This is a genomic window from Bradyrhizobium manausense, from assembly GCF_001440035.1.
GTDB lineage: Bacteria > Pseudomonadota > Alphaproteobacteria > Rhizobiales > Xanthobacteraceae > Bradyrhizobium > Bradyrhizobium manausense.
The window spans coordinates 41,233-60,062 of the sequence record NZ_LJYG01000087.1; the positions used below are offsets into that span (position 1 = coordinate 41,233).

The 18,830-nt window shown below is 65.0% G+C and carries 15 protein-coding genes; 4 read left to right on the forward strand and 11 right to left on the reverse strand.

What is annotated here, in order from left to right; all coding sequences use genetic code 11:
- Positions 1-32: 32 nt before the first annotated feature.
- Genes ispG through AOQ71_RS20400 form a run of 3 tightly spaced genes read right to left on the reverse strand, consistent with a single transcriptional unit; the run spans position 33 to position 2,812 of the window.
- Positions 33-1,316 (reverse strand): flavodoxin-dependent (E)-4-hydroxy-3-methylbut-2-enyl-diphosphate synthase, encoded by a 1,284-nt coding sequence (ispG, locus tag AOQ71_RS20390; protein WP_057749977.1) that lies wholly within the window; start codon positions 1,314-1,316, stop codon positions 33-35.
- Positions 1,317-1,328: 12 nt separating this feature from the next.
- Positions 1,329-2,282 (reverse strand): DMT family transporter, encoded by a 954-nt coding sequence (locus AOQ71_RS20395; RefSeq protein WP_057749980.1) that lies wholly within the window; start codon positions 2,280-2,282, stop codon positions 1,329-1,331.
- A 35-nt stretch (positions 2,283-2,317) separates the two neighbouring features.
- On the reverse strand, positions 2,318-2,812 hold the full coding sequence (locus tag AOQ71_RS20400; protein WP_057749983.1) for a Fur family transcriptional regulator: 495 nt from the start codon (positions 2,810-2,812) through the stop codon (positions 2,318-2,320).
- 157 nt (positions 2,813-2,969) lie between these two features.
- On the opposite strand from AOQ71_RS20400, the gene AOQ71_RS20405 reads away from it, so the two are divergent.
- The 3 genes from AOQ71_RS20405 to AOQ71_RS20415 are packed head-to-tail and all read left to right on the forward strand — an operon-like array spanning position 2,970 to position 6,184.
- Entirely contained in the window at positions 2,970-3,455 is a 486-nt protein-coding gene (locus AOQ71_RS20405; protein ID WP_057749986.1) for a MarR family winged helix-turn-helix transcriptional regulator, read from the forward strand.
- Complete coding sequence (locus tag AOQ71_RS20410) at positions 3,448-4,611, forward strand: HlyD family secretion protein (RefSeq protein WP_057749989.1); 1,164 nt, start codon at positions 3,448-3,450, stop codon at positions 4,609-4,611. Before AOQ71_RS20405 ends, AOQ71_RS20410 begins: the two co-directional genes overlap by 8 nt.
- A 16-nt stretch (positions 4,612-4,627) precedes the next feature.
- On the forward strand, positions 4,628-6,184 hold the full coding sequence (locus tag AOQ71_RS20415; protein WP_057749992.1) for an MDR family MFS transporter: 1,557 nt from the start codon (positions 4,628-4,630) through the stop codon (positions 6,182-6,184).
- 59 nt (positions 6,185-6,243) lie between these two features.
- Here AOQ71_RS20415 and AOQ71_RS20420 read toward each other — a convergent pair whose 3' ends face one another.
- The 6 genes from AOQ71_RS20420 to pcaF all read right to left on the reverse strand — a co-directional run bounded on the left by AOQ71_RS20420 (position 6,244) and on the right by pcaF (position 12,958).
- The gene (locus AOQ71_RS20420) at positions 6,244-7,332 is read right to left on the reverse strand and encodes a phosphotransferase (protein ID WP_057749995.1); all 1,089 of its coding nucleotides are present in this window, start codon (positions 7,330-7,332) and stop codon (positions 6,244-6,246) included.
- Between the two features lie 49 nt (positions 7,333-7,381).
- Complete coding sequence (locus tag AOQ71_RS20425) at positions 7,382-9,073, reverse strand: methyl-accepting chemotaxis protein (RefSeq protein ID WP_057749997.1); 1,692 nt, start codon at positions 9,071-9,073, stop codon at positions 7,382-7,384.
- A 232-nt stretch (positions 9,074-9,305) separates the two neighbouring features.
- Positions 9,306-9,908: a protocatechuate 3,4-dioxygenase subunit alpha gene (gene pcaG / locus AOQ71_RS20430; RefSeq protein WP_083514354.1), complete on the reverse strand. Its 603-nt coding sequence runs from the start codon at positions 9,906-9,908 to the stop codon at positions 9,306-9,308.
- Between the two features lies 1 nt (position 9,909).
- Positions 9,910-10,611: a protocatechuate 3,4-dioxygenase subunit beta gene (gene pcaH / locus AOQ71_RS20435; protein WP_057750000.1), complete on the reverse strand. Its 702-nt coding sequence runs from the start codon at positions 10,609-10,611 to the stop codon at positions 9,910-9,912.
- 127 nt (positions 10,612-10,738) lie between these two features.
- Positions 10,739-11,632, reverse strand: coding sequence for a dioxygenase family protein (locus tag AOQ71_RS20440; protein ID WP_057750003.1), 894 nt, complete (start codon positions 11,630-11,632; stop codon positions 10,739-10,741).
- A gap of 117 nt (positions 11,633-11,749) precedes the next feature.
- Positions 11,750-12,958 carry a 3-oxoadipyl-CoA thiolase gene (gene pcaF, locus AOQ71_RS20445; RefSeq protein WP_057750089.1) on the reverse strand — a complete coding sequence of 403 codons (1,209 nt, stop codon included), beginning with the start codon at positions 12,956-12,958 and terminating at the stop codon, positions 11,750-11,752.
- A 268-nt stretch (positions 12,959-13,226) separates the two neighbouring features.
- Here pcaF and mutS point away from each other — a divergent pair, with 268 nt between their 5' ends.
- The gene (gene mutS / locus AOQ71_RS20450) at positions 13,227-15,965 is read left to right on the forward strand and encodes a DNA mismatch repair protein MutS (protein WP_057750006.1); all 2,739 of its coding nucleotides are present in this window, start codon (positions 13,227-13,229) and stop codon (positions 15,963-15,965) included.
- Between the two features lie 119 nt (positions 15,966-16,084).
- Here the strand turns inward: mutS and AOQ71_RS20455 are convergent, their stop codons facing one another.
- Positions 16,085-17,761 carry a methyl-accepting chemotaxis protein gene (locus tag AOQ71_RS20455; protein ID WP_057750010.1) on the reverse strand — a complete coding sequence of 559 codons (1,677 nt, stop codon included), beginning with the start codon at positions 17,759-17,761 and terminating at the stop codon, positions 16,085-16,087.
- Positions 17,762-18,014: 253 nt separating this feature from the next.
- Entirely contained in the window at positions 18,015-18,815 is an 801-nt protein-coding gene (locus tag AOQ71_RS20460; protein WP_057750013.1) for a hypothetical protein, read from the reverse strand.
- Positions 18,816-18,830: the final 15 nt, after the last annotated feature.

Below are 18,830 nucleotides of genomic sequence, written 5' to 3' on the forward strand. Positions count from 1 at the left end.
CCCGCCCTACGATTCCGATGTTTTGAAGAGACCTACTCCGCCGCCGTCTCCGGCATCTTGGCGCCGTGGCCGTAGCGCTGGTCGATGTAGTCGATCACCAGCGCCTTGAAATCGGCGGAGATGGTGGGCCCACGCAGCGTGCGGAACTTCTTGCCGTCGACGAAGACGGGCGCGGCCGGCGCTTCGCCGGTGCCGGGCAGGGAGATGCCGATATTGGCGTGCTTGGATTCGCCGGGGCCGTTGACGATGCAGCCCATCACCGCGACGTTGAGCTCCTCGACGCCGGGATATTTGGTCTTCCAGGTCGGCATCTCGTCGCGGATGAAATCCTGAATCGAACGCGCCAGCTCCTGGAACGTGGTCGAGGTGGTGCGGCCGCAGCCGGGGCACGCGGCCACCAGCGGCACGAAGGTGCGGAAGCCCATGGTCTGCAGCAGCTCCTGGCCGACCTGCACCTCGCGGGTGCGGTCGCCGCCGGGCTCCGGCGTCAGCGAGATGCGAATGGTGTCGCCGATGCCCTGCTGCAACAGGATGCCGAGCGCGGCGGCCGAGGCCACGATGCCCTTCGAGCCCATGCCTGCTTCGGTCAGGCCGAGATGGATGGCGTAGTCGGAACGCGCGGCGAGATCCTGATAGACCGCGATGAGGTCCTGCACCGCCGAGACCTTGGCTGAGAGGATGATGCGGTCCTTGGGCATGCCGAGCTCTTCGGCGCGCGCGGCCGAGAGCAGCGCCGACTGCACCATCGCCTCGCGCGTCACCGCGCGCACGTCGCGCGGATTGGCGGAGGCGGCGTTCTCGTCCATCAGCTTGGTCAAGAGCTCCTGGTCGAGCGAGCCCCAATTGGCGCCGATGCGCACCGGCTTGCTGTTCTTGTTCGCGATCTCGATGATGTCTGCGAACTGGGTGTCGCGCTTGTCCTTGAAGCCGACATTGCCGGGATTGATGCGGTATTTCGCCAGCGCCTCGGCGCAGGCCGGATAGGCCGCGAGCAGCTTGTGGCCGATATAATGGAAGTCGCCGATCAAGGGCGTGGTGATGCCGCGCTTGGCGAGGCCGTCGCGGATGTGCGGGACGGCCGCGGCGGCCTCCTCGCGATCCACGGTGATGCGGACCATTTCGGAGCCGGCGCGCGCGAGCGCTGCGACCTGGGCGATGGTGCCGTCGATGTCGGCGGTGTCGGTGTTGGTCATCGACTGCACGACGATTGGTGCACCGCCGCCCACGGCGACGTTGCCCACCTTCACCTGGATGGTCTTGTGCCGGGGCGCGGGGCCGGCGATGTCGGAATCGATGGTGTTTTCGAGCTTGTTCATGGGGTCCAAATATCAGGTTTTGGTGACGTTCAGCAATGCATCAGCTGGCGCCGCGGCCTCTCGGCTCGGACGGTTAACCAGAAAAAGTCCAGCAATTACAAGGACGGCTGCCGCCCCAAAGGCCAGACTTAGGGTGTCGTGCATGATGAAATAGCTAGCCACCACGCCAAACAAAGGGGTGATGAAGGTAAAAGCCGACAATTTGCTGGCCGAATAGGTCTTCACCAGCGCGAACCAAAGCGTGAACGTCGTTCCCACCACCCAGACCGTCTGGAACACCATCAGCCCGATCGAGAGCGGGCGCGGGGTATGAGGGATGGTCTCCCCGAACAGATAGGCGGCGAGCCCCAGGATCGGGATCGACATCGCGACCTGGTAGCCCAGCGCCTTCTCCGGCGGAGCAAAGCGCAGCCGTGTCGCCTTGGCGACCAGCGTGGTCGCGGCCCAGAGCGCGCCGCCGCCGACGATCATGAGATCGCCGAGCAGCACTTTGGCATCGACATCCGGCTGCGGCACGCCGATCGCAAGCGCGACGCCGGCAAAGCTCAAGGCCAGCCCCAGCCATTGCGAGCCCATCAGCCGCTCCCCCAGCACCTGATAGGAACCGAGCGCGACGAAGAACGGCGCGGTGTAGAGGAACACGACCGCGCGCGAGGCCGGCGTGAAGCGCAGACCTTCATAGATCAACACGAATTCGATGCCGAACATCAAGCCGGCAAACAGACCTGCGGCGAGCGTACCGTCGCGCTCGAAGAACTTTGCCCCGCGCAAGCTGCCGATGATGAACAGCACCGGCAGCGCGCCCATCGAGCGGATGGTCGCCTGCAACATCGGCGGGATGTCGGGGATGACGAGCTTCACCGCGATCTGGTTGAAGCCCCAGGTCAGGCACAGCATCAGCATCAGGGCGATGGCGCCGGCACTGAGCGGGCGGCCGGCGGACGGGATGGCTTCGGTTGCGGACATTTCTTCCTGAGGTCCGGCTTTGCGCCGTTGTTGCTTTAAGACTTCTTCTGACAATGGGTGCAGACGCCTGTGATCTCCACCACGGACAGTTTTGGTGCGAAGCCCGAGCTGCGGGCCGCGGCGTTGAGTTCCCCGGCGAAAGATCCTGACGGGATCTCGCCGACCAGCCCACAGCGCTCGCAGATCAGGAACGCCACCGCGGAGGTCGCGTCATGGTCGTGGGCGGCGCAGGCGAGATAGGCGTTGCGGCTTTCGATGCGGTGCACGAGGCGGTTTGCCATCAGGAAATCGAGCGCACGGTAGACCGTGATCGGCGCCGGCCGCGGCATCGATTTGGCGAGCTCGTCGATCACTTCGTAAGCGCCGAGTGGGCGATGGCTGGAGAGCAAGGCCCCCAGCACCTGGCGGCGAATCGGCGTGAATTTCTGCGCGCGCTGCTCGCAAACCGCTTCCGCATGCGCCAGCGCGTCCGCGGTGCAGCGTCCGTGATCATGGTCGGGCGTCGGAAAGGCCGGCTTGGCGAGGGTCATTCGGACCGCTTTCTAGCATTTCGGCCGGGGAACCCAAAGCGCGACCGGCACCGCGGCGGTCAGCCATGCTTTTGCGGCAGGACGGCATCCCGTTAACTCGCCATCAAATAATCATAAGCTTGCTTATTATATTGCAAGCTTATTGGAGACCAAGCTTATGACCCGCGGGTCGTCTGTCGACCAGAATTTCCTGTTCACGCTCGGCGAATTGTACCGCCTCTTGCGCGTCTATGCCGACAAGGAGGCCTCGCGCTTCGGCATCACCCGCGCGCAATGGGCCGTGCTGGCCAAGGTCGAGCGCAGCGAGGGCATGAAGCAATCGGAGCTCGCCGAGCTCTTGGAGATGCAGCCGATCACGCTGACGCGGCTGATCGACAAGCTCTGCGACAACGACTGGATCGAGCGCCGCAGCGACGCCACCGACCGCCGCGTCAAGCGCCTCTATCTGAAGAAGGCGGGCCGTGCGCTGCTGGGCAAGATGAGCGGGCTCAAATCCGAGCTGACCGCGAACGCGCTCGACGGCATCAGCCCGTCCGACGCCCACCGTCTCCTCACCCAACTCGAAACCATCAAGGAAAACGTGCGAACTGCGATCCAGACGTCTGGCGCGGAACAAGCACGTAAGGAGCAGCGCTATGGCTGATCAGGTTCTCAAATTCCAGCCCGAGCAGAAGACCGACAGCGGCAAGCCGACCAAGAAGGCCGGCACCGATCCGCGCCGCCGCTTCGTCGCCGGCCTGCGCCGCTATCGCCGCTTCCTGCTGATGGTGGTGCTGCCGATCGTGGCCGTCGTCGCCGGCCTCGCCTTCTATCTCAATGGCGGCCGCTATGTCGGCACCGACGATGCCTATGTCGGCGCGCAGAAGGTGCTGGTGACGCCTGATATCTCCGGCAAGATCCAGAAGGTGGTCGTCAAGGAGGGCCAGTCGGTCAAGAAGGGCGACGAGCTGTTCGAGATCGATCCCGTGCCGTTCCGCCTCGCAGTAGAGGAAGCCAAGGCGCAGCTCGCCCAGGCGCAGACGACCTATGACAATCTCATCGCCAACATCAAGATCTACGGCGACATGCTCGATCTCGCCCAGCAGGGCGTCGACCTGAAAAAGCGCGATGTCGAGCGCAAGCAGGCGCTGGTGAAAAACAGCTTCGGCTCGCAGCTCGACCTCGACAACGCCTCCAACGCGCTGGTCACCGCAGGCGCGCAGGCGCAGTTCATCAAGCAGCAGCTCTCCAACGCCAAGATGCAATTGCTCGGCAATCCCAAGCTGCCGCTGGAAGAATTCCCGCCTTACGTCCAGGCCAAGGCCAAGCTCGAGGACGCGCAGCGCAATCTCGACCATACGGTGCTCAAGGCGCCTATGGACGGCATCGCGACACAGGTGGATCAGATCCAGCTCGGCCGCTTCGTCGCGGCCGGCACGCCGGTGTTCTCCATCATCGACGTCGCCCATCCCTGGGTCGACGCCAATCCGAAGGAGAGCGATCTCACCTACGTCACCGAAGGCCAGCCCGTCACGCTCGAGGTCGACGCGTTCCCGAGCCATACCTTCAAGGGCAAGATCGGCTCGCTGTCCCCCGGCACCGGCGCGCAATTCGCGATCCTGCCGCCGCAGAACGCCAGCGGCAATTTCGTCAAGGTGGTGCAGCGCGTGCCGATCAGGATCTATTTCGACGAGGACGACAAATACGTGAAGAAACTGAAGGCCGGCATGAGCGTCTATGCCAGCATCGATACCGGCCATCAGCGCTCGCTCGCCGGCCTGCTCGGCCTGTCGGCGACCGCGGGTCAGGACAAAGAGTAAGACAGGGACCAAGCGCATGTCCGGCCCCAATGCCCATCTGATGGTCCCCGGCCTGCGCCGGAACATGGTGACGATCTGCGCCATGACCGCGACCATCATGCAGGCGCTGGACACCACCATCGCCAACGTCGCGCTGCCCTACATGCAGGGCACGCTGTCGGCCTCGCAGGACCAGATCAACTGGGTGCTGACCTCCTACATCGTCGCCGCCGCGATCATGACGGCGCCGGTGGGATGGATCTCCAACCGCTTCGGCCGCAAGCGCATCTTCATCATCTGCGCCGGCGGCTTCACCTTCGCCTCCGTCCTATGCGGGCTGGCGCAGGACATCAATCAGATGGTGCTGTTCCGCCTGCTGCAGGGCGTGTTCGGCGCAGCGCTGGTGCCGCTGTCTCAGTCGGTGATGCTCGACTATTACACGCTCCAGGAGCGCGCCAAGGCGATGTCGATCTGGGGCATGGGCGTGATGATGGGCCCGATCATGGGCCCGTCGCTCGGCGCCTGGCTCACCGAGACCTATTCCTGGCATTGGGTGTTCTTCGTCAATCTGCCGTTCGGTGCGATCACCGTGTTCGGGCTGATGGTCTTCATGGATGAGACCAAGAAGGACCTTAGCCTCAAGTTCGACTGGTTCGGCTTCGGCGCGCTGGCGATCGCGATCGGCGCGCTCCAGCTCGCGCTCGACCGCGGCGAGCAGCTCGACTGGTTCGAGTCGGTCGAGATCGTGACCGAGTTCGTCATCTCCGGCATCGCCTTCTATTACTTCTTCGCGCACTCCTTCACGACCTCGCGCCCGTTCATCCAGTTTGCGCTGTTCAAGGACCGCAACTTCGTCACCGGCTGCATCTTCATGACGGTGATGGGCCTCGTGCTGTACTCGACCATGGCGCTGGCCTCGCCGTACCTACAGAACGTCATCGGCTATCCCATCATGACGGCCGGCGGCCTGCTCGCCAGCCGCGGCTTCGGCACTTTCTTCGCCATGATGATGGTCGGCCGCATCATGAAGTACATCGAGGCCCGTACCCTGATCATCTGCGGCCTGACGCTGACGGCGGCCTCGCTGTTCCAGATGACCGGCTGGACCGACCAGACCCAGGTGCCGGAGATCGTCATCGTCAGCGTGATCCAGGGTTTTGGCTTCGGCCTCGTGTTCGTGCCGCTCTCGACCGTGTCGTTCCTGACGCTGCCCAATCATCTGCGTACCGACGGCACCTCGATGCTGACGCTCTTGCGCAACGTCGCAAGCTCGGTCGGCATCTCCATCGTGATCGCCCAGCTGACGCAGGGCACGCGCAAGAGCTATGCGATCCTGTCGGAGCACATCAATCCGTTCAACCACGCGCTGCAGATGCCTGACGTGCGCGGCCTGATCAACCTCTCCACCGACGCCGGCCGCGCCATGGCCGACCGCATGGTCAGCGTGCAGGCGCAGATCATTGCCTTCGCGCACGACTACCAGCTGGTGATGTTCTTCATCCTCTGCACCATCCCGCTCGCCCTGATGATCGGCTCGACCAAGGCCACGCTGCGCAAGCAGACGGCGGGGCCGGAACATGCGGTGATGGAGTAGGCACTGTCGCCTGCAACAAACTCCGCCGCCGTTCCGCCTTCACCTGCTACCAGGCGCACTCACAACAGCTCCTCGCACCCCAGATCCTCGACCGCCATCATCACGCGCTCCAGATTGTTCCACCAGATTCCCGGCGGGAGGTTGATGGCCCATTGCCAGACCGGCTTGGTGATGTGCCAGAGCACCGACCAGCGGTAATCCTGGTCGAGCGCGCCGCGGGTGTAGCCGGTCACGCCGCGTGCGAGCAGCGTCTCGTAGTAACGGTTGAGCAGCACCCGCTCGAGCGCCTGGCGGCGCTCCGGGTACCATTGGATCGCCATCATATAGGCGAGGTCGTTGGTGGGAACATTGATGCCCCACAGGTCGAAATCGAAAATGCGCACGGTGTCCGCGACGCCGGCCCGCGGCAACAGGAAATTCCACGTATGCGCATCGCCGTGAACGATGGTGACGTGGCGGCGCGAATGATAGCGCTCGGACAGTCGCTCCGACTGCTCGATGAGACGGCGGTAAAGGATACGCCGCTCCTCGCTGAGGCGATCGCCGAGCTCGTCGGCAAAGCGATCGTAATGACCGGCGAAGGTCTCGATGCGCGCCGCGCTGTCCTCGGGACTTGCCCAGGTGCCGACGGTCTCGCCGAGATCGGGATGATTCCACCACACCGCATGCATGCCCGCCAGCGTCGTGACGATGGCCATCGACTGGTCGCGCGACGGCGGCAGCGTCGGTACGGTCGCGAGTTCATGACTATCGGTGAGGTCTTCGAGCAGGAGATGCCAGGCCCCGCTCTCGTCGTCAGAACGGCCATCAAAACAGCGCGGCACCAACCCGGGCGGCATCTTCGGCGCGAGCTTCAGGTAAAAGGCCAGCTCGTGCCGACCGCCCTGCGCGAGCATTTTGGCAAAATCGGCGTGCGGCGTCTTCAGGATCAGCGTCTGCGGGGAGCCTGTGGACTCCCCGACATAGCGCAGGCCGAGCCGGGTGATATGCGACACCACGGTGTCGCGCTCATGCAGCACCGTCACCTCGCGCACGGCGCCGGCGTCCAGCGCGCGGGCCTTGCGCAATGCAGCCGTGAGGTAACCGGGGTCAGCGACCGCCGGCAGTTGTGGAGGTGTCATAGCCATGATGCCCCTGCCCCGCGCCATACTGCACGATCACACCCCGACGCGCCAGCGGCCGAGCTGATGCCGGGCTTTACGCCGCGGCGGTCGATTCGCGCACGGTGCGGACCACGACCGATCGGAGCGATTCCAGATTGGCCGCCATGCCCGCGATGGCCTGCCTGACCTCCGCTGCGCGATCGTTCACCGAAGCGGCGTCGCGGCTGACATTGGCGATCTTGGCTGAGACCTCCTTCGCGGCGGACGCCGATTCGGAGATCGACCGGGCGATCTCCCGCGTCGCGGCATCCTGCTCTTCCATCGCGGCGGCAACCGAGGACGCCACGCCGTCGATCTCGGCGATGTGGCCACCCATGGTCTCGACGGCATCGACCGCGGCCTGCGTCGACGTCTGGATCTCCGCGATCAGGCGCCCGATCTCCTCGGTGGATTTCGCGGTCTGGTCGGACAGGGATTTCACTTCGGCCGCGACGACCGCAAAACCGCGGCCGGCCTCACCGGCGCGCGCCGCCTCGATCGTGGCGTTGAGCGCGAGCAGATTGGTCTGGCCGGCGATGCCGCCGATCAGGTCGGAGACCTCGGCGATCTTTTTCACCGCGCCGGCCAGCGCCTGGATGGTCGAGCGCGCCTGCTCGCGGCCTGCGACCGCCGACTTGGTAACCGTCGAGGTGCGTCCGACCTGGGTTGCGATCTCCCGGATCGAGGCACTCAGCTCTTCGGCGGCGGCCGAAACGGCCTGCGAACTGCCGAGCGCCTGGGTGGAGGCGGCGGCGACCGCCTGCGATTCCGAAGACAGGGATCGCGCAATCTCGGACAGGCTCGAGGCAGCCCGCTCCACGCCTTGCGTCGCAGAGCTCGCGGTAGCGACGGAACGGCCGGTCTCGCGCTCGACGGTCTCGGCCATCTGCTGCAGGGCACCGCGCTTGGCAAGCGCCGCTTCCTGTTGCTTCTGCAATTGCTCCTCGCGGAGGCGCGAATTCTCGATCGCGCCCTGCTTGAACACCTCGAGTGCGCCGGCCATCGAGCCGACCTCGTCCCGACGTTGCGCGAAAGGAATGTCGGCGCCGAGATCGCCGGCCGCGAGCTTCTGCATCGTGTCCGTCATGCGCACGATCGGACGCACCACGCCAAGCGCGACGCCGAGCAGGCCTGCCGCAACGAAGGCAAGCACGGCCGCGGAGACGCCGAGCAAGATGGTGAGCATCGCGCTGTCGCGGTCGGCGGCCAGCTTCTCCATGTCGGCGTTCTGCTTGTTGGCGCTGTCGACGATGCTGTCGATGACGGCACGATGCGCGGTGTAGGCGTCCTTCAGCTGCGCATAGGCGCGTTCGGACGCGGATGCGTCCCTGGCCTTGAGGGCTGGCAGGAGCTGATCGGACAACAGCTTCCAGAACTTCTGCACCTCGGCGTCCGACTTGGACACCAGGGCTGTCTTCAGGTCGGCCGAGAGGCCGGAAGCGGTCCAATAGGCCTTGCGCTCGTCGTAATCCTTGCGGAGCTGGACCAGGCGTTCGCCATGAGCCGCCAGTTGGTCCGGCTCACGCATGGCCAGAGTGGCTTCGAGATAGGCCTCGATGACATATTCCGGCGGCGGCAGGATGTCGGCGATCAAATCGTTGCCGAGCTTGATATCGGAGTAGAGCGGACCACCGACCTTGAGCTCGCGCAGTGCATAGAGGCTGGTGGACACGACCGCCGTAAAGCCGATCGCAAGAACGATTCCGAACGCAATGATCGCGGAAGACAACGACAGGCGAATTTTCATGGGGGCAATCCGGGCGCGAATTCAAATCCGCACCGACCCTAGATGATTACGGTAAATACGGGCTTTCCTCTCGGACTGGTTGCAGCGCGAAAAAGCTCCGCAGCACTACGGGGATGGGAGATTGGTCAAACGATTTTGAGTCAGCGAGACTGACATTTAAACGCAGGCACCGGCTGCAACTGCGCTGAACGAGAAGCGTGGCGGCGACCAGGCGCCGCCGCTACGCGCTGCTTCACACGTCGAAGAACACCGTCTCGTTGTCGCCCTGCAAACGCAGGTCGAGCTTGTAGACGGCCTTGCCGGCCTCGCGCACCGCAATCAGCGTGGTGCGACGGTCGGCGGGCACCAGCGCCAGCACGGGATCGGCGGCGTTGCCGGCCTCGTCGCTGAAATAGATACGGGTATAGAGATGCCGCAGCATGCCGCGCGCGAACACCGCCAGCACGATATGCGGCGCCTGCGGCTTGCCGTCGGGGTCGGGCAGCGCGCCCGGCTTGATGGTATCGAATGAATAATTGCCGTCCTTGTCGGTACCGCAGCGGGCAAAGCCCCGGAAGCTGGCGTTCGGCAGCGCGCGTCTGTCCTGCGGATCGGCGTAGCGCCCCTGCGCATCCGCCTGCCAGATCTCCAGCATGGCGTCGGGCACGGTGGCACCGTCGCCATCGAGCACACGGCCCTCGATGCGGACGCGATCGCCGGAGACGTCGGGCGTCAGCGTCGAGTTGGTGAAGGCGTCGTTCCAGGCGTAATCGCCGGTCGGCGTCAGGCCGTATTTGAAGAACGGGCCGACGGTCTGCGACGGCGTGATCCCCTCGGGCTTCACAGAATCCTGCACGTTAGTGGTTCTCCATGGGGGTGGCGTTCTTGCCGCGCAGCACGATGTCGAAGCGATAGCATAGCGCCCATTCGGGCTTGGTGTTCTCCAAATCGAACGACGAGACCATGCGCATCCGCGCCTTCTCGTCGGGCACCGAGTTGAAGATCGGATCGAACGGGAACAGCGGATCTCCTGGGAAATACATCTGAGTCACCAGGCGGCTGACAAAGGAATGGCCGAACACCGAGAGATGAATATGCGCGGGGCGCCAGGCATTGTGGTGGTTGCCCCAGGGGTACGCGCCGGGCTTGATGCTGACGAAGCGGTAATAGCCCGATGCATCGCTTAACGTGCGGCCCGCGCCGGTGAAATTGGGATCGAGCGGTGCCGGATGCTGGTCGCGGACATGGACGTAGCGGCCGCAGGCATTGGCCTGCCAGATCTCGACCAGCGTGTTGGACACACCGCGGCCGTCCTCGTCGCGGACATGACCGTGCACGATGATGCGCTCGCCGAGCGGCTCGCCCTTGTGCTGGGTGGTGAGGTCGTTGTCGCCTTCGCGCACGGTCTCGTGGCCGTACACGGGTCCGGTCAGTTCCGACAAAGTGTGGCGCATCGGGATCAAGGGCTTGTTCGGCGCGCGCTTGATCGAGCTCTTGTACTCGGGCGACAGCGGCAGCGGATGTGCCTTGTTGCTGTCAGTGGGATAGATGAATGTCATTGGCGAACTCCTCCCCGGCCATTTCGGTCCGGCCGGACCAACTTTGCGACAATCATTATAGAATATAACTAATTTTGGGAAGCGGCTTTGGCACCCTTTCCGCGCCCCGGCACTGGGGCCGACGGCCCTATTTGATCGGCGCACGCGGCAGCACGGCCTCCCCGGCCTCGAGCCGGTAGGTGTGGTCGAGCGAATACCAGGGCGTCGAAACGTCAGCTGCGCTCGGATGCGGCGTCTCGTGGCGCACGAACTTGCCGATCAGCGCCCGTGTCACCCCGAACTGCACGTCGCTGTCGATATGGGGATCGTTGGGATCGTAGACCTGCGAGATCAGCACCTTGAAGCCGGGCTTGAAGATCATGGCGTGCAGATGCGCAGGACGATACGGGTGCCGGCTCTGCGCCGCCAGGAGGCGGCCGACGGCGCCATCGGTTGGAATGGGATAGCCGACCATCATCACCGAGCGAAAGGCGAAGCGCCCGTCGGCATCGGTCGTGAACTTGCCGCGCAGGTTCATGTCGGCCTGTTCGGGGTCCTGGTTCTCGTAGAGACCAACCGGCGAGGCGTGCCAGACATCGACCTCGGCGCCCGCGACGGGGCGACCGTTCTTGTCGACGACACGGCCATTGACGAACAGCGGTGCACCCGGCGTCTCGGAGCGGACGATCGATCCGCCATTCTGCACCCGTGGCGAGTTCAGCCGCCAGAACGGCCCGAGCAGCGACTGATCGGTTTCCGTATTGCCCTGATCGCCATTGTTGAGCAGGCACACCAGCGACGAGACGCCGAGCGAGCCGGCCATCAGCACGACTTCGTTATGCGTGTCGGTGGTCAGCTTGCCGAGTTCGGCAATGACGGCGGTGGCGTCGCGAAATTCCTTCTCGGTCAGGCGCACGTCACGGACGAAGCCGTGCAGATGCTTGACCAGCGAGACCATGATCTGCCGCATCCGCGGATCGGATGTCCGCTCCATCACCGCCAGGGCGGCGGCCGTGACATCCTGCTCGCGTTCGATGATCATATAACGATCCTATCGTCTGTCATTCCGGGGCGATGCGAAGCATCGAACCCGGAATCTCGAGATCCCGGATTCCGCTCTAGCGAGCGGCTCCGGGATGACGGGACGCGTAACGTCCTGTCAATTCACCTTCTCGATCGCGACGGCCACGCCCTGGCCGACGCCGACGCACATGGTGGCGAGCGCGAGCTTGCCGCCGCGCTTTTCCATGCCATGGACGGCGGTGAGCGCGAGGCGGGCGCCGCTCATGCCGAGCGGATGGCCGAGCGCGATGGCGCCGCCATGCGGATTGACGTAGTCGGCATCGTCGGCGACGCCGAGCTGGCGCATGCAGGCGATGCCCTGCGACGCGAAGGCCTCGTTGAGCTCGATCAGGTCGAAATCGCTGATCTTCTTGCCCAACCGCTCCATCAGCTTGCGGGTCGCCGGCACCGGGCCGATGCCCATGATGCGCGGCGGCACGCCGGCCGAGGCGAGCCCAAGGATGCGCGCGCGCGGCGTGAGGCCATGCTTCTTCACGGCAGCTTCGGAGGCGAGGATCATCGCAGCCGCACCGTCATTGACGCCAGAGGCATTGCCGGCGGTCACGGTGCCGGGATTGCGCACGATCGGCTTCAGTTTTGCCAGACCTTCCAGCGTGGTCTCGGGCCGCGGATGCTCGTCCTTGTCGACCGTAACAGGGCCAGCCTTGCCGCCGGGAATGGTGATCGGCGTGATCTCCTCGGCGAAATAGCCTGATGCGATCGCCTTGCCGGCGCGCTGCTGTGAGCGGATCGCGAAGGCGTCCTGGTCGGCACGCGAGACCTGGAATTCCTCGGCGACGTTCTCGCCGGTCTCCGGCATCGCATCGACGCCATACTGCGCCTTCAGAATCGGATTGATGAAGCGCCAGCCGATGGTGGTGTCGAAGATTTCGGCCGAGCGCGAAAAGGCTTCCTGCGCCTTGCCCATCACGAAGGGCGCGCGGGTCATGGATTCGACGCCGCCGGCAATCGCAAGCTCGATCTCGCCGGAGCGGATGGCGCGGCCGGCGGCGCCGACCGCATCGAGGCCGGAGGCGCAGAGCCGGTTCAGGGTCTGGCCGGGAACCGAATCGGGGAGCCCTGCAAGCAGCAGCGCCATGCGCGCGACGTTGCGATTGTCCTCGCCGGCCTGGTTGGCGCAGCCGAAGAAGACTTCGTCCACCTGTGCCCAGTCGAGATTGGGGTGCTTGGCCATCAGCGCCTTGATCGGAGCGGCGGCGAGATCGTCGGCGCGCACCTTGGCGAGCGAGCCGCCGAAACGGCCGATCGGGGTCCGCACCGCATCGCAGATAAAGACGTCACGCATCATCGTTCTCCCTGAATGCCGCGGTCCGGCGAAAATTCTTCAATGTCGGCGGAGTTTTAGGAGGGCGGCCGCGGCAGGTCAATTGACGGTTTCGCGGGCCGCATATTCGAAACCCTCCGTCATTCCGGGGCGCGCCGCTTGGCGCATCCCGGAAAGACGACCGGGAATGTGGCAGCACCTCGTCCACTACGCGGACAACGTGGAAAACCTCCTCTGTCAGGCCAAACCGATAGGACCACGCAGCGAAATTTTGTAGGTTGCGCCGCCCATGACGATGCAACAGCCCATTCCCGTCCCGCCCCCAGACGAAACGCCCGCGCCGCAGGCGGAAGCCGCCGCGCGCGTCACGCCGATGATGGAACAGTATCTGGAGATCAAGGCGGCGCATCAGGGCCTCTTGCTGTTCTACCGAATGGGCGATTTCTACGAGCTGTTCTTCGAGGACGCCGAGATCGCCTCCAGGACGCTCGGTATCGTCCTGACCAAGCGCGGCAAGCACCAGGGCAACGACATCCCGATGTGCGGCGTGCCGGTCGAGCGCTCCGAGGATTATCTGCACCGCCTGATCAGCGCCGGCCACCGGGTCGCGGTGTGCGAGCAGACCGAGGATCCTGCGGCGGCGAAAGCGCGCGGCAACAAGAGCGTCGTGCGCCGCGGCGTGGTGCGCCTGGTGACGCCTGGCACGCTGACCGAGGACACGCTGCTCGATGCGCGTGCCAACAATTACCTGCTGGCGATCGCGCGGGCGCGCTCATCCGCCGGCGGCGACCGCTTCGGGCTTGCGTGGATCGATATCTCGACCGCCGAATTCACGGTCACCGAATGCTCCAGCGGCGAGCTCGCCGCAACGCTGGCGCGCATCAATCCGAACGAGGCGATCGTCACTGACGCCCTTTATGGCGACAACGAGTTCGCCCAGACCCTGCGGGAGCTGCCGGCGGTGACGCCGGTGACCCGCGATGTCTTCGACGGTGCCACCGCCGAGAAACGCCTTTGCGACTATTTCGCCGTCGCGACCATGGACGGGCTGGCGCAGCTCTCACGGCTGGAAGCCACCGCTGCCGCCGCCGCCGTCACCTATGTCGACCGCACCCAGGTCGGCAAACATCCGCCGCTGTCGCCGCCTGCGCGCGAAGCCTCCGGCGCGACCATGGCGATCGATCCCGCCACCCGCGCCAATCTCGAGCTGACGCGGACGCTCGCGGGCGAACGCCGCGGCTCGCTGCTCGATGCCGTCGACTGCACCGTGACCTCGGCCGGCTCGCGCCTGCTGGCGCAGCGGCTCGCGGCGCCCTTGACCGATGCGTCGGCGATCGCGCGGCGGCTCGATGCCGTCAGCGCCTTTGTCGCGGATTCGGCGACGCGCGAGGACATCCGCAGCATTTTGCGCGGCGCGCCCGACATGTCGCGGGCCCTCGCCCGTCTCTCGGTCGGCCGCGGCGGCCCGCGCGATCTTGCAGGCTTGCGCGATGGCATCATCGCTGCCGACCAGGTGCTGACGCGGCTTTCCGAGCTCGACCAGCCGCCGCAGGAGATCGCTGCGGTGATGGCGGCGCTGCAACGCCCTTCGCGCGAGCTCGCCGCCGAATTCGCCCGCGCGCTCGACGAGCAATTGCCGCTGATCAAGCGCGACGGCGGCTTCGTGCGTGCCGGCTATGAGCCGGCGCTCGACGAGGCGCGGAACCTGCGCGACGCCTCGCGCCTGGTCGTCGCCTCGATGCAGGCGCGCTACGCCGACGACACCGGCGTCAAGGGCCTCAAGATCCGCCACAACAACGTGCTCGGCTATTTCGTCGAGGTCACCGCCCAGCACGGCGACAAGCTGATGTCGGCGCCGCTGAATGCGACCTTCATCCATCGCCAGACGCTGGCGGGCCAGGTGCGGTTCACGACGTCAGAGCTTGGCGAGATCGAAGCCAAGATCGCCAATGCCGGCGACCGCGCGCTCGGCCTCGAGCTCGAAATCTTCGAGCGGCTCTGCGCCAAGGCGCTGGAGATCAGCGACGATCTGCGCGCCGCCGCGCAAGGCTTTGCGCTGCTCGATGTCGCAACGTCGCTGGCCAAGCTCGCGGTCGACGAGAACTACGTGCGGCCCGAGGTCGATGGTTCGCTCGCCTTTGCGATTGAGGCCGGTCGTCATCCCGTGGTCGAGCAGGCCCTGAAGCGCAACGGCGAGCCGTTCATCGCCAACGCCTGCGATCTCTCGCCGAGCCCGGCGCAAAGATCCGGCCAGCTCTGGCTGCTGACCGGCCCGAACATGGCCGGTAAATCGACCTTCCTGCGCCAGAACGCGCTGATTGCGCTGATGGCCCAGATCGGCAGCTTCGTGCCGGCGACGCGGGCGCGGATCGGCATCGTCGATCGCCTGTTCTCGCGCGTCGGTGCCGCCGACGACCTCGCCCGCGGCCGCTCGACCTTCATGGTGGAGATGGTCGAGACGGCGGCGATCCTGAATCAGGCCGGCGAGCGCGCGCTCGTGATCCTCGACGAGATCGGCCGCGGCACCGCGACCTTCGACGGCCTCTCGATCGCCTGGGCCGCGATCGAGCATCTGCACGAGAGCAACCGCTGCCGCACGCTGTTCGCGACGCACTACCACGAGCTGACCGCGCTCTCGGCCAAGCTGCCGCGCATGTTCAACGCGACGGTGCGGGTGAAGGAATGGCAGGGCAATGTGGTGTTCCTGCACGAGGTGCTGCCGGGCTCGGCCGACCGCTCCTACGGCATCCAGGTCGCCAAGCTCGCAGGCCTGCCGCCGGCCGTGATCACGCGTGCCAAATCCGTGCTGGCGAAGCTCGAAGCGCAGGACCGCGGCCAGACGGCGCGAGCGCTCGCCGACGATCTCCCGCTGTTCGCCGTCCCCTCACGCGCCGCCGCGGAAGCCGCCCCGCCGACCGAGGCCGAGCTGCTGATGGACGCCGTGAAGGCACTCCATCCGGACGAGATGTCGCCGCGCGAGGCGCTGGACGCGCTCTACGCGCTCAAGGCCAAGCTGCCGAAGCAATGACGGTGCCGTAGGGTGGGCAAAGCGAAGCGTGCCCAGGCACAGCGGCAAAGACGTAAGAGATGGTGGGCACGGCGCGAAGGGCGCGCCTTTGCCCACCCTACGATTCCTGCGCGCTTGGCCTACGCCCTCGCCGCGATCGCGGCCGCTTCCGCGGCCGCGCGCTGCATGCTGGTCGACATCTCGTTGGTGACCGTGCTCTGCTCCTCGATGGCGGCAGCGGTCGAGGTGACGTATTCGCTGACGTTATTGATCGCCTGCTTGATCGAGCTCAAGGCGCTGACGACGTCGCCGGAGATGCCGTTGAGGCTGCCGATCTCCTGGCCGATCTTGTCGGTGGCCTGCTTGGCCTGGTTGGCGAGGCTCTTCACTTCGGACGCCACCACGGCAAAGCCGCGGCCGGCTTCACCGGCGCGGGCGGATTCGATCGTCGCGTTCAGCGCCAACAGATTGATCTGGCCGGTGATGTTGTTGATCATCTCGACGATGCCGCTCATCGCCTGCGCGGCTTCGGTGAGGCGCTGGGCCTGCGAGTCGGCCGCGGAGACCTGATCGACCGCGCTCATCGCGGTCTCGCGCGACTTGGTCATCGCCTCGGAGATCTCCCGCACCGACGCGTTGAGTTCCTCCGAGCCGGCGGCGACCGATTCCATCATGCCGCGGACACGCTCGTTGCCCATGCGGACCAGCACCTGCTTGGTGGTGTCGGTGGCATATTTCACGACCTTGAACGGCTTGCCGTTGAGATCGAAGATCGGATTGTAGGAGGCCTGGATGTAGACTTCCTTGCCGCCCTTGCCGATACGCTTGTACTCCCCCGCCTGGTATTCGCCGCGGTTGAGCTTGGCCCAGAATTCGCGATAGCCGGCGCCGTCGCGCTCGCTGGGCTCGACGAACATGCTGTGATGCTTGCCCTTGATGTCGGCCAGCGAATAGCCGAGCGCAGCGAGGAAGTTGGCATTGGCCGTGATGATCGTGCCGTCCATGTTGAACTCGATCACGGCCTGCGCCTTGTCGATCGCCGCGATCTGCCCGGCGAGATCGGCGCTCTTCAGCTTCTCGGCCGTGATGTCGGTTGCGTATTTGACGACGCCGAACGGCTTGCCATTCTCGTCGAACATCGGATTGTAGGAAGCGAGAATCCAGACCTCGCGGCCGCCCTTGCCGATCCGCTTGTATTCCCCCGCCTGGTATTCGCCGCGGTTGAGCTTGGCCCAGAATTCGCGATAGGCGGCGCCATTGCGGTCAGCCTCAGGCATGAACATGCTATGATGCTTGCCCTGGATCTCGGCGAGCGAATAGCCGAGCGCCTTGCAGAAATTCTCGTTGGCGGTGACGACGGTGCCGTCGAGCTTGAACTCGATCACGGCCTGGGCACGGCTGCTGGCAGCGATCTTCGAGGCCTCCGTCATGCTCCGGAGCTTCTTCTCGGTGATGTCGGTCGCGATCTTGGCGACCATCACCGCCTTGCCGTCGCCGTCGAGCACCGGATTATAGGACGCTTCGATCCAGACCTCGTGGCCGTCCTTCGCAATTCGCTTGAACTCGCGCGCCTGATATTCGCCACGGTTCAGTGCGGCCCAGAACGCCTTGTACTCGGCGGTGTCGCGCTGGTCGGCCGGCACGAACATCGAGTGATGCTTGCCCTTGATTTCGTCGAGCCGATAGCCGAGGGCATCGAGGAAATTCTTGTTGGCCGTGATGATCGTTCCATCAAGGTTGAATTCGATCATCGCCTGCGAGCGGCCGATGGCATCAAGCCGCGCCTGTGCATCACTTTGGGACTTGCGACCGAACATCCGAACGTCTCCTCGATGAGAACTTGTTTTGCATGACGCAGGCAGCATTGCCTTCACGCCCGAAAAATTTTCGGCTCGCACGTCACTCGGGTGTATTGGAACAACGGGCCCGTATTGAACGTGGGCGCCTCAACAGCCGATGAGTATATTTGCGGGCAAAGCGCAAAGATTAAATTAACGACGCTATCGAAAACGCGCGGCCAAGCACCGCAGAACTACCGGCCGATCCCCGCAAAAAATCCGTGCGGAATGCTTACGCTTCAACGCGCCGTCTTCGCCGCCCATTCCACCATAGTGTCAGGTTCCACGTCACGCAGGTTGCAAGCGCCAGACAAAGACCAACCGGCGATCCAAATTCCACGACCGCAACGTGCATCACTGCAATCGCGATTCCAAATCCGAGCAGACCCCAGGCGGAACTCGCAAGCACGGCGGCGGTCGCCGGCCCGCCGATGCGGGGATGCAGGATCACCATCATGCTGGAGAACACCACGGGGAACAGCGCAATGATGCCGCTGATGCGAGGGCCGACCCAATTCGACGTCGAGACGACGATGGCGACGAGGGTCGCGACCAGCGCGGCCCGCATCGGGATGTCGTACCAGCGACGCGTCACCAGCGGCATCTTCACGTGGCGATAGCCTGAGAGCAGTGGAATGCAGATGCCGAAGGCAACGAAGTTCGCGGCAAGGCCGGCGGTGAGCGTCCAGTCGAACAGGCGGATAACGGAGGCGATCGCGATCCAGACCGCGAACGCGCTGCAGCAACTGACCGCCATGCTGTGCCGCTGCGCCAGCACGACATAGGTAAGCCCCATGAAGATCGTCGCGGCGTTGACCGGCAGGCTCGACAGCGCACCCTGCGCGATGAAGGCGGCGTCATGATCGATGGCGAGGAAGACGTAGGAGGGCCCGGCGGAAACCGGCAGCGTCGCCACCAGCGCTCCGATCGCGGGGCCCGAGCGCTCGGTGATGACAGACGCCGACACGACGAACGCCGCCGCGATTGTCATGCGCAGGAAGAGGAAGACGATGTGAGACAGTTCGGCCGGCATGCAATCTATCGTCCC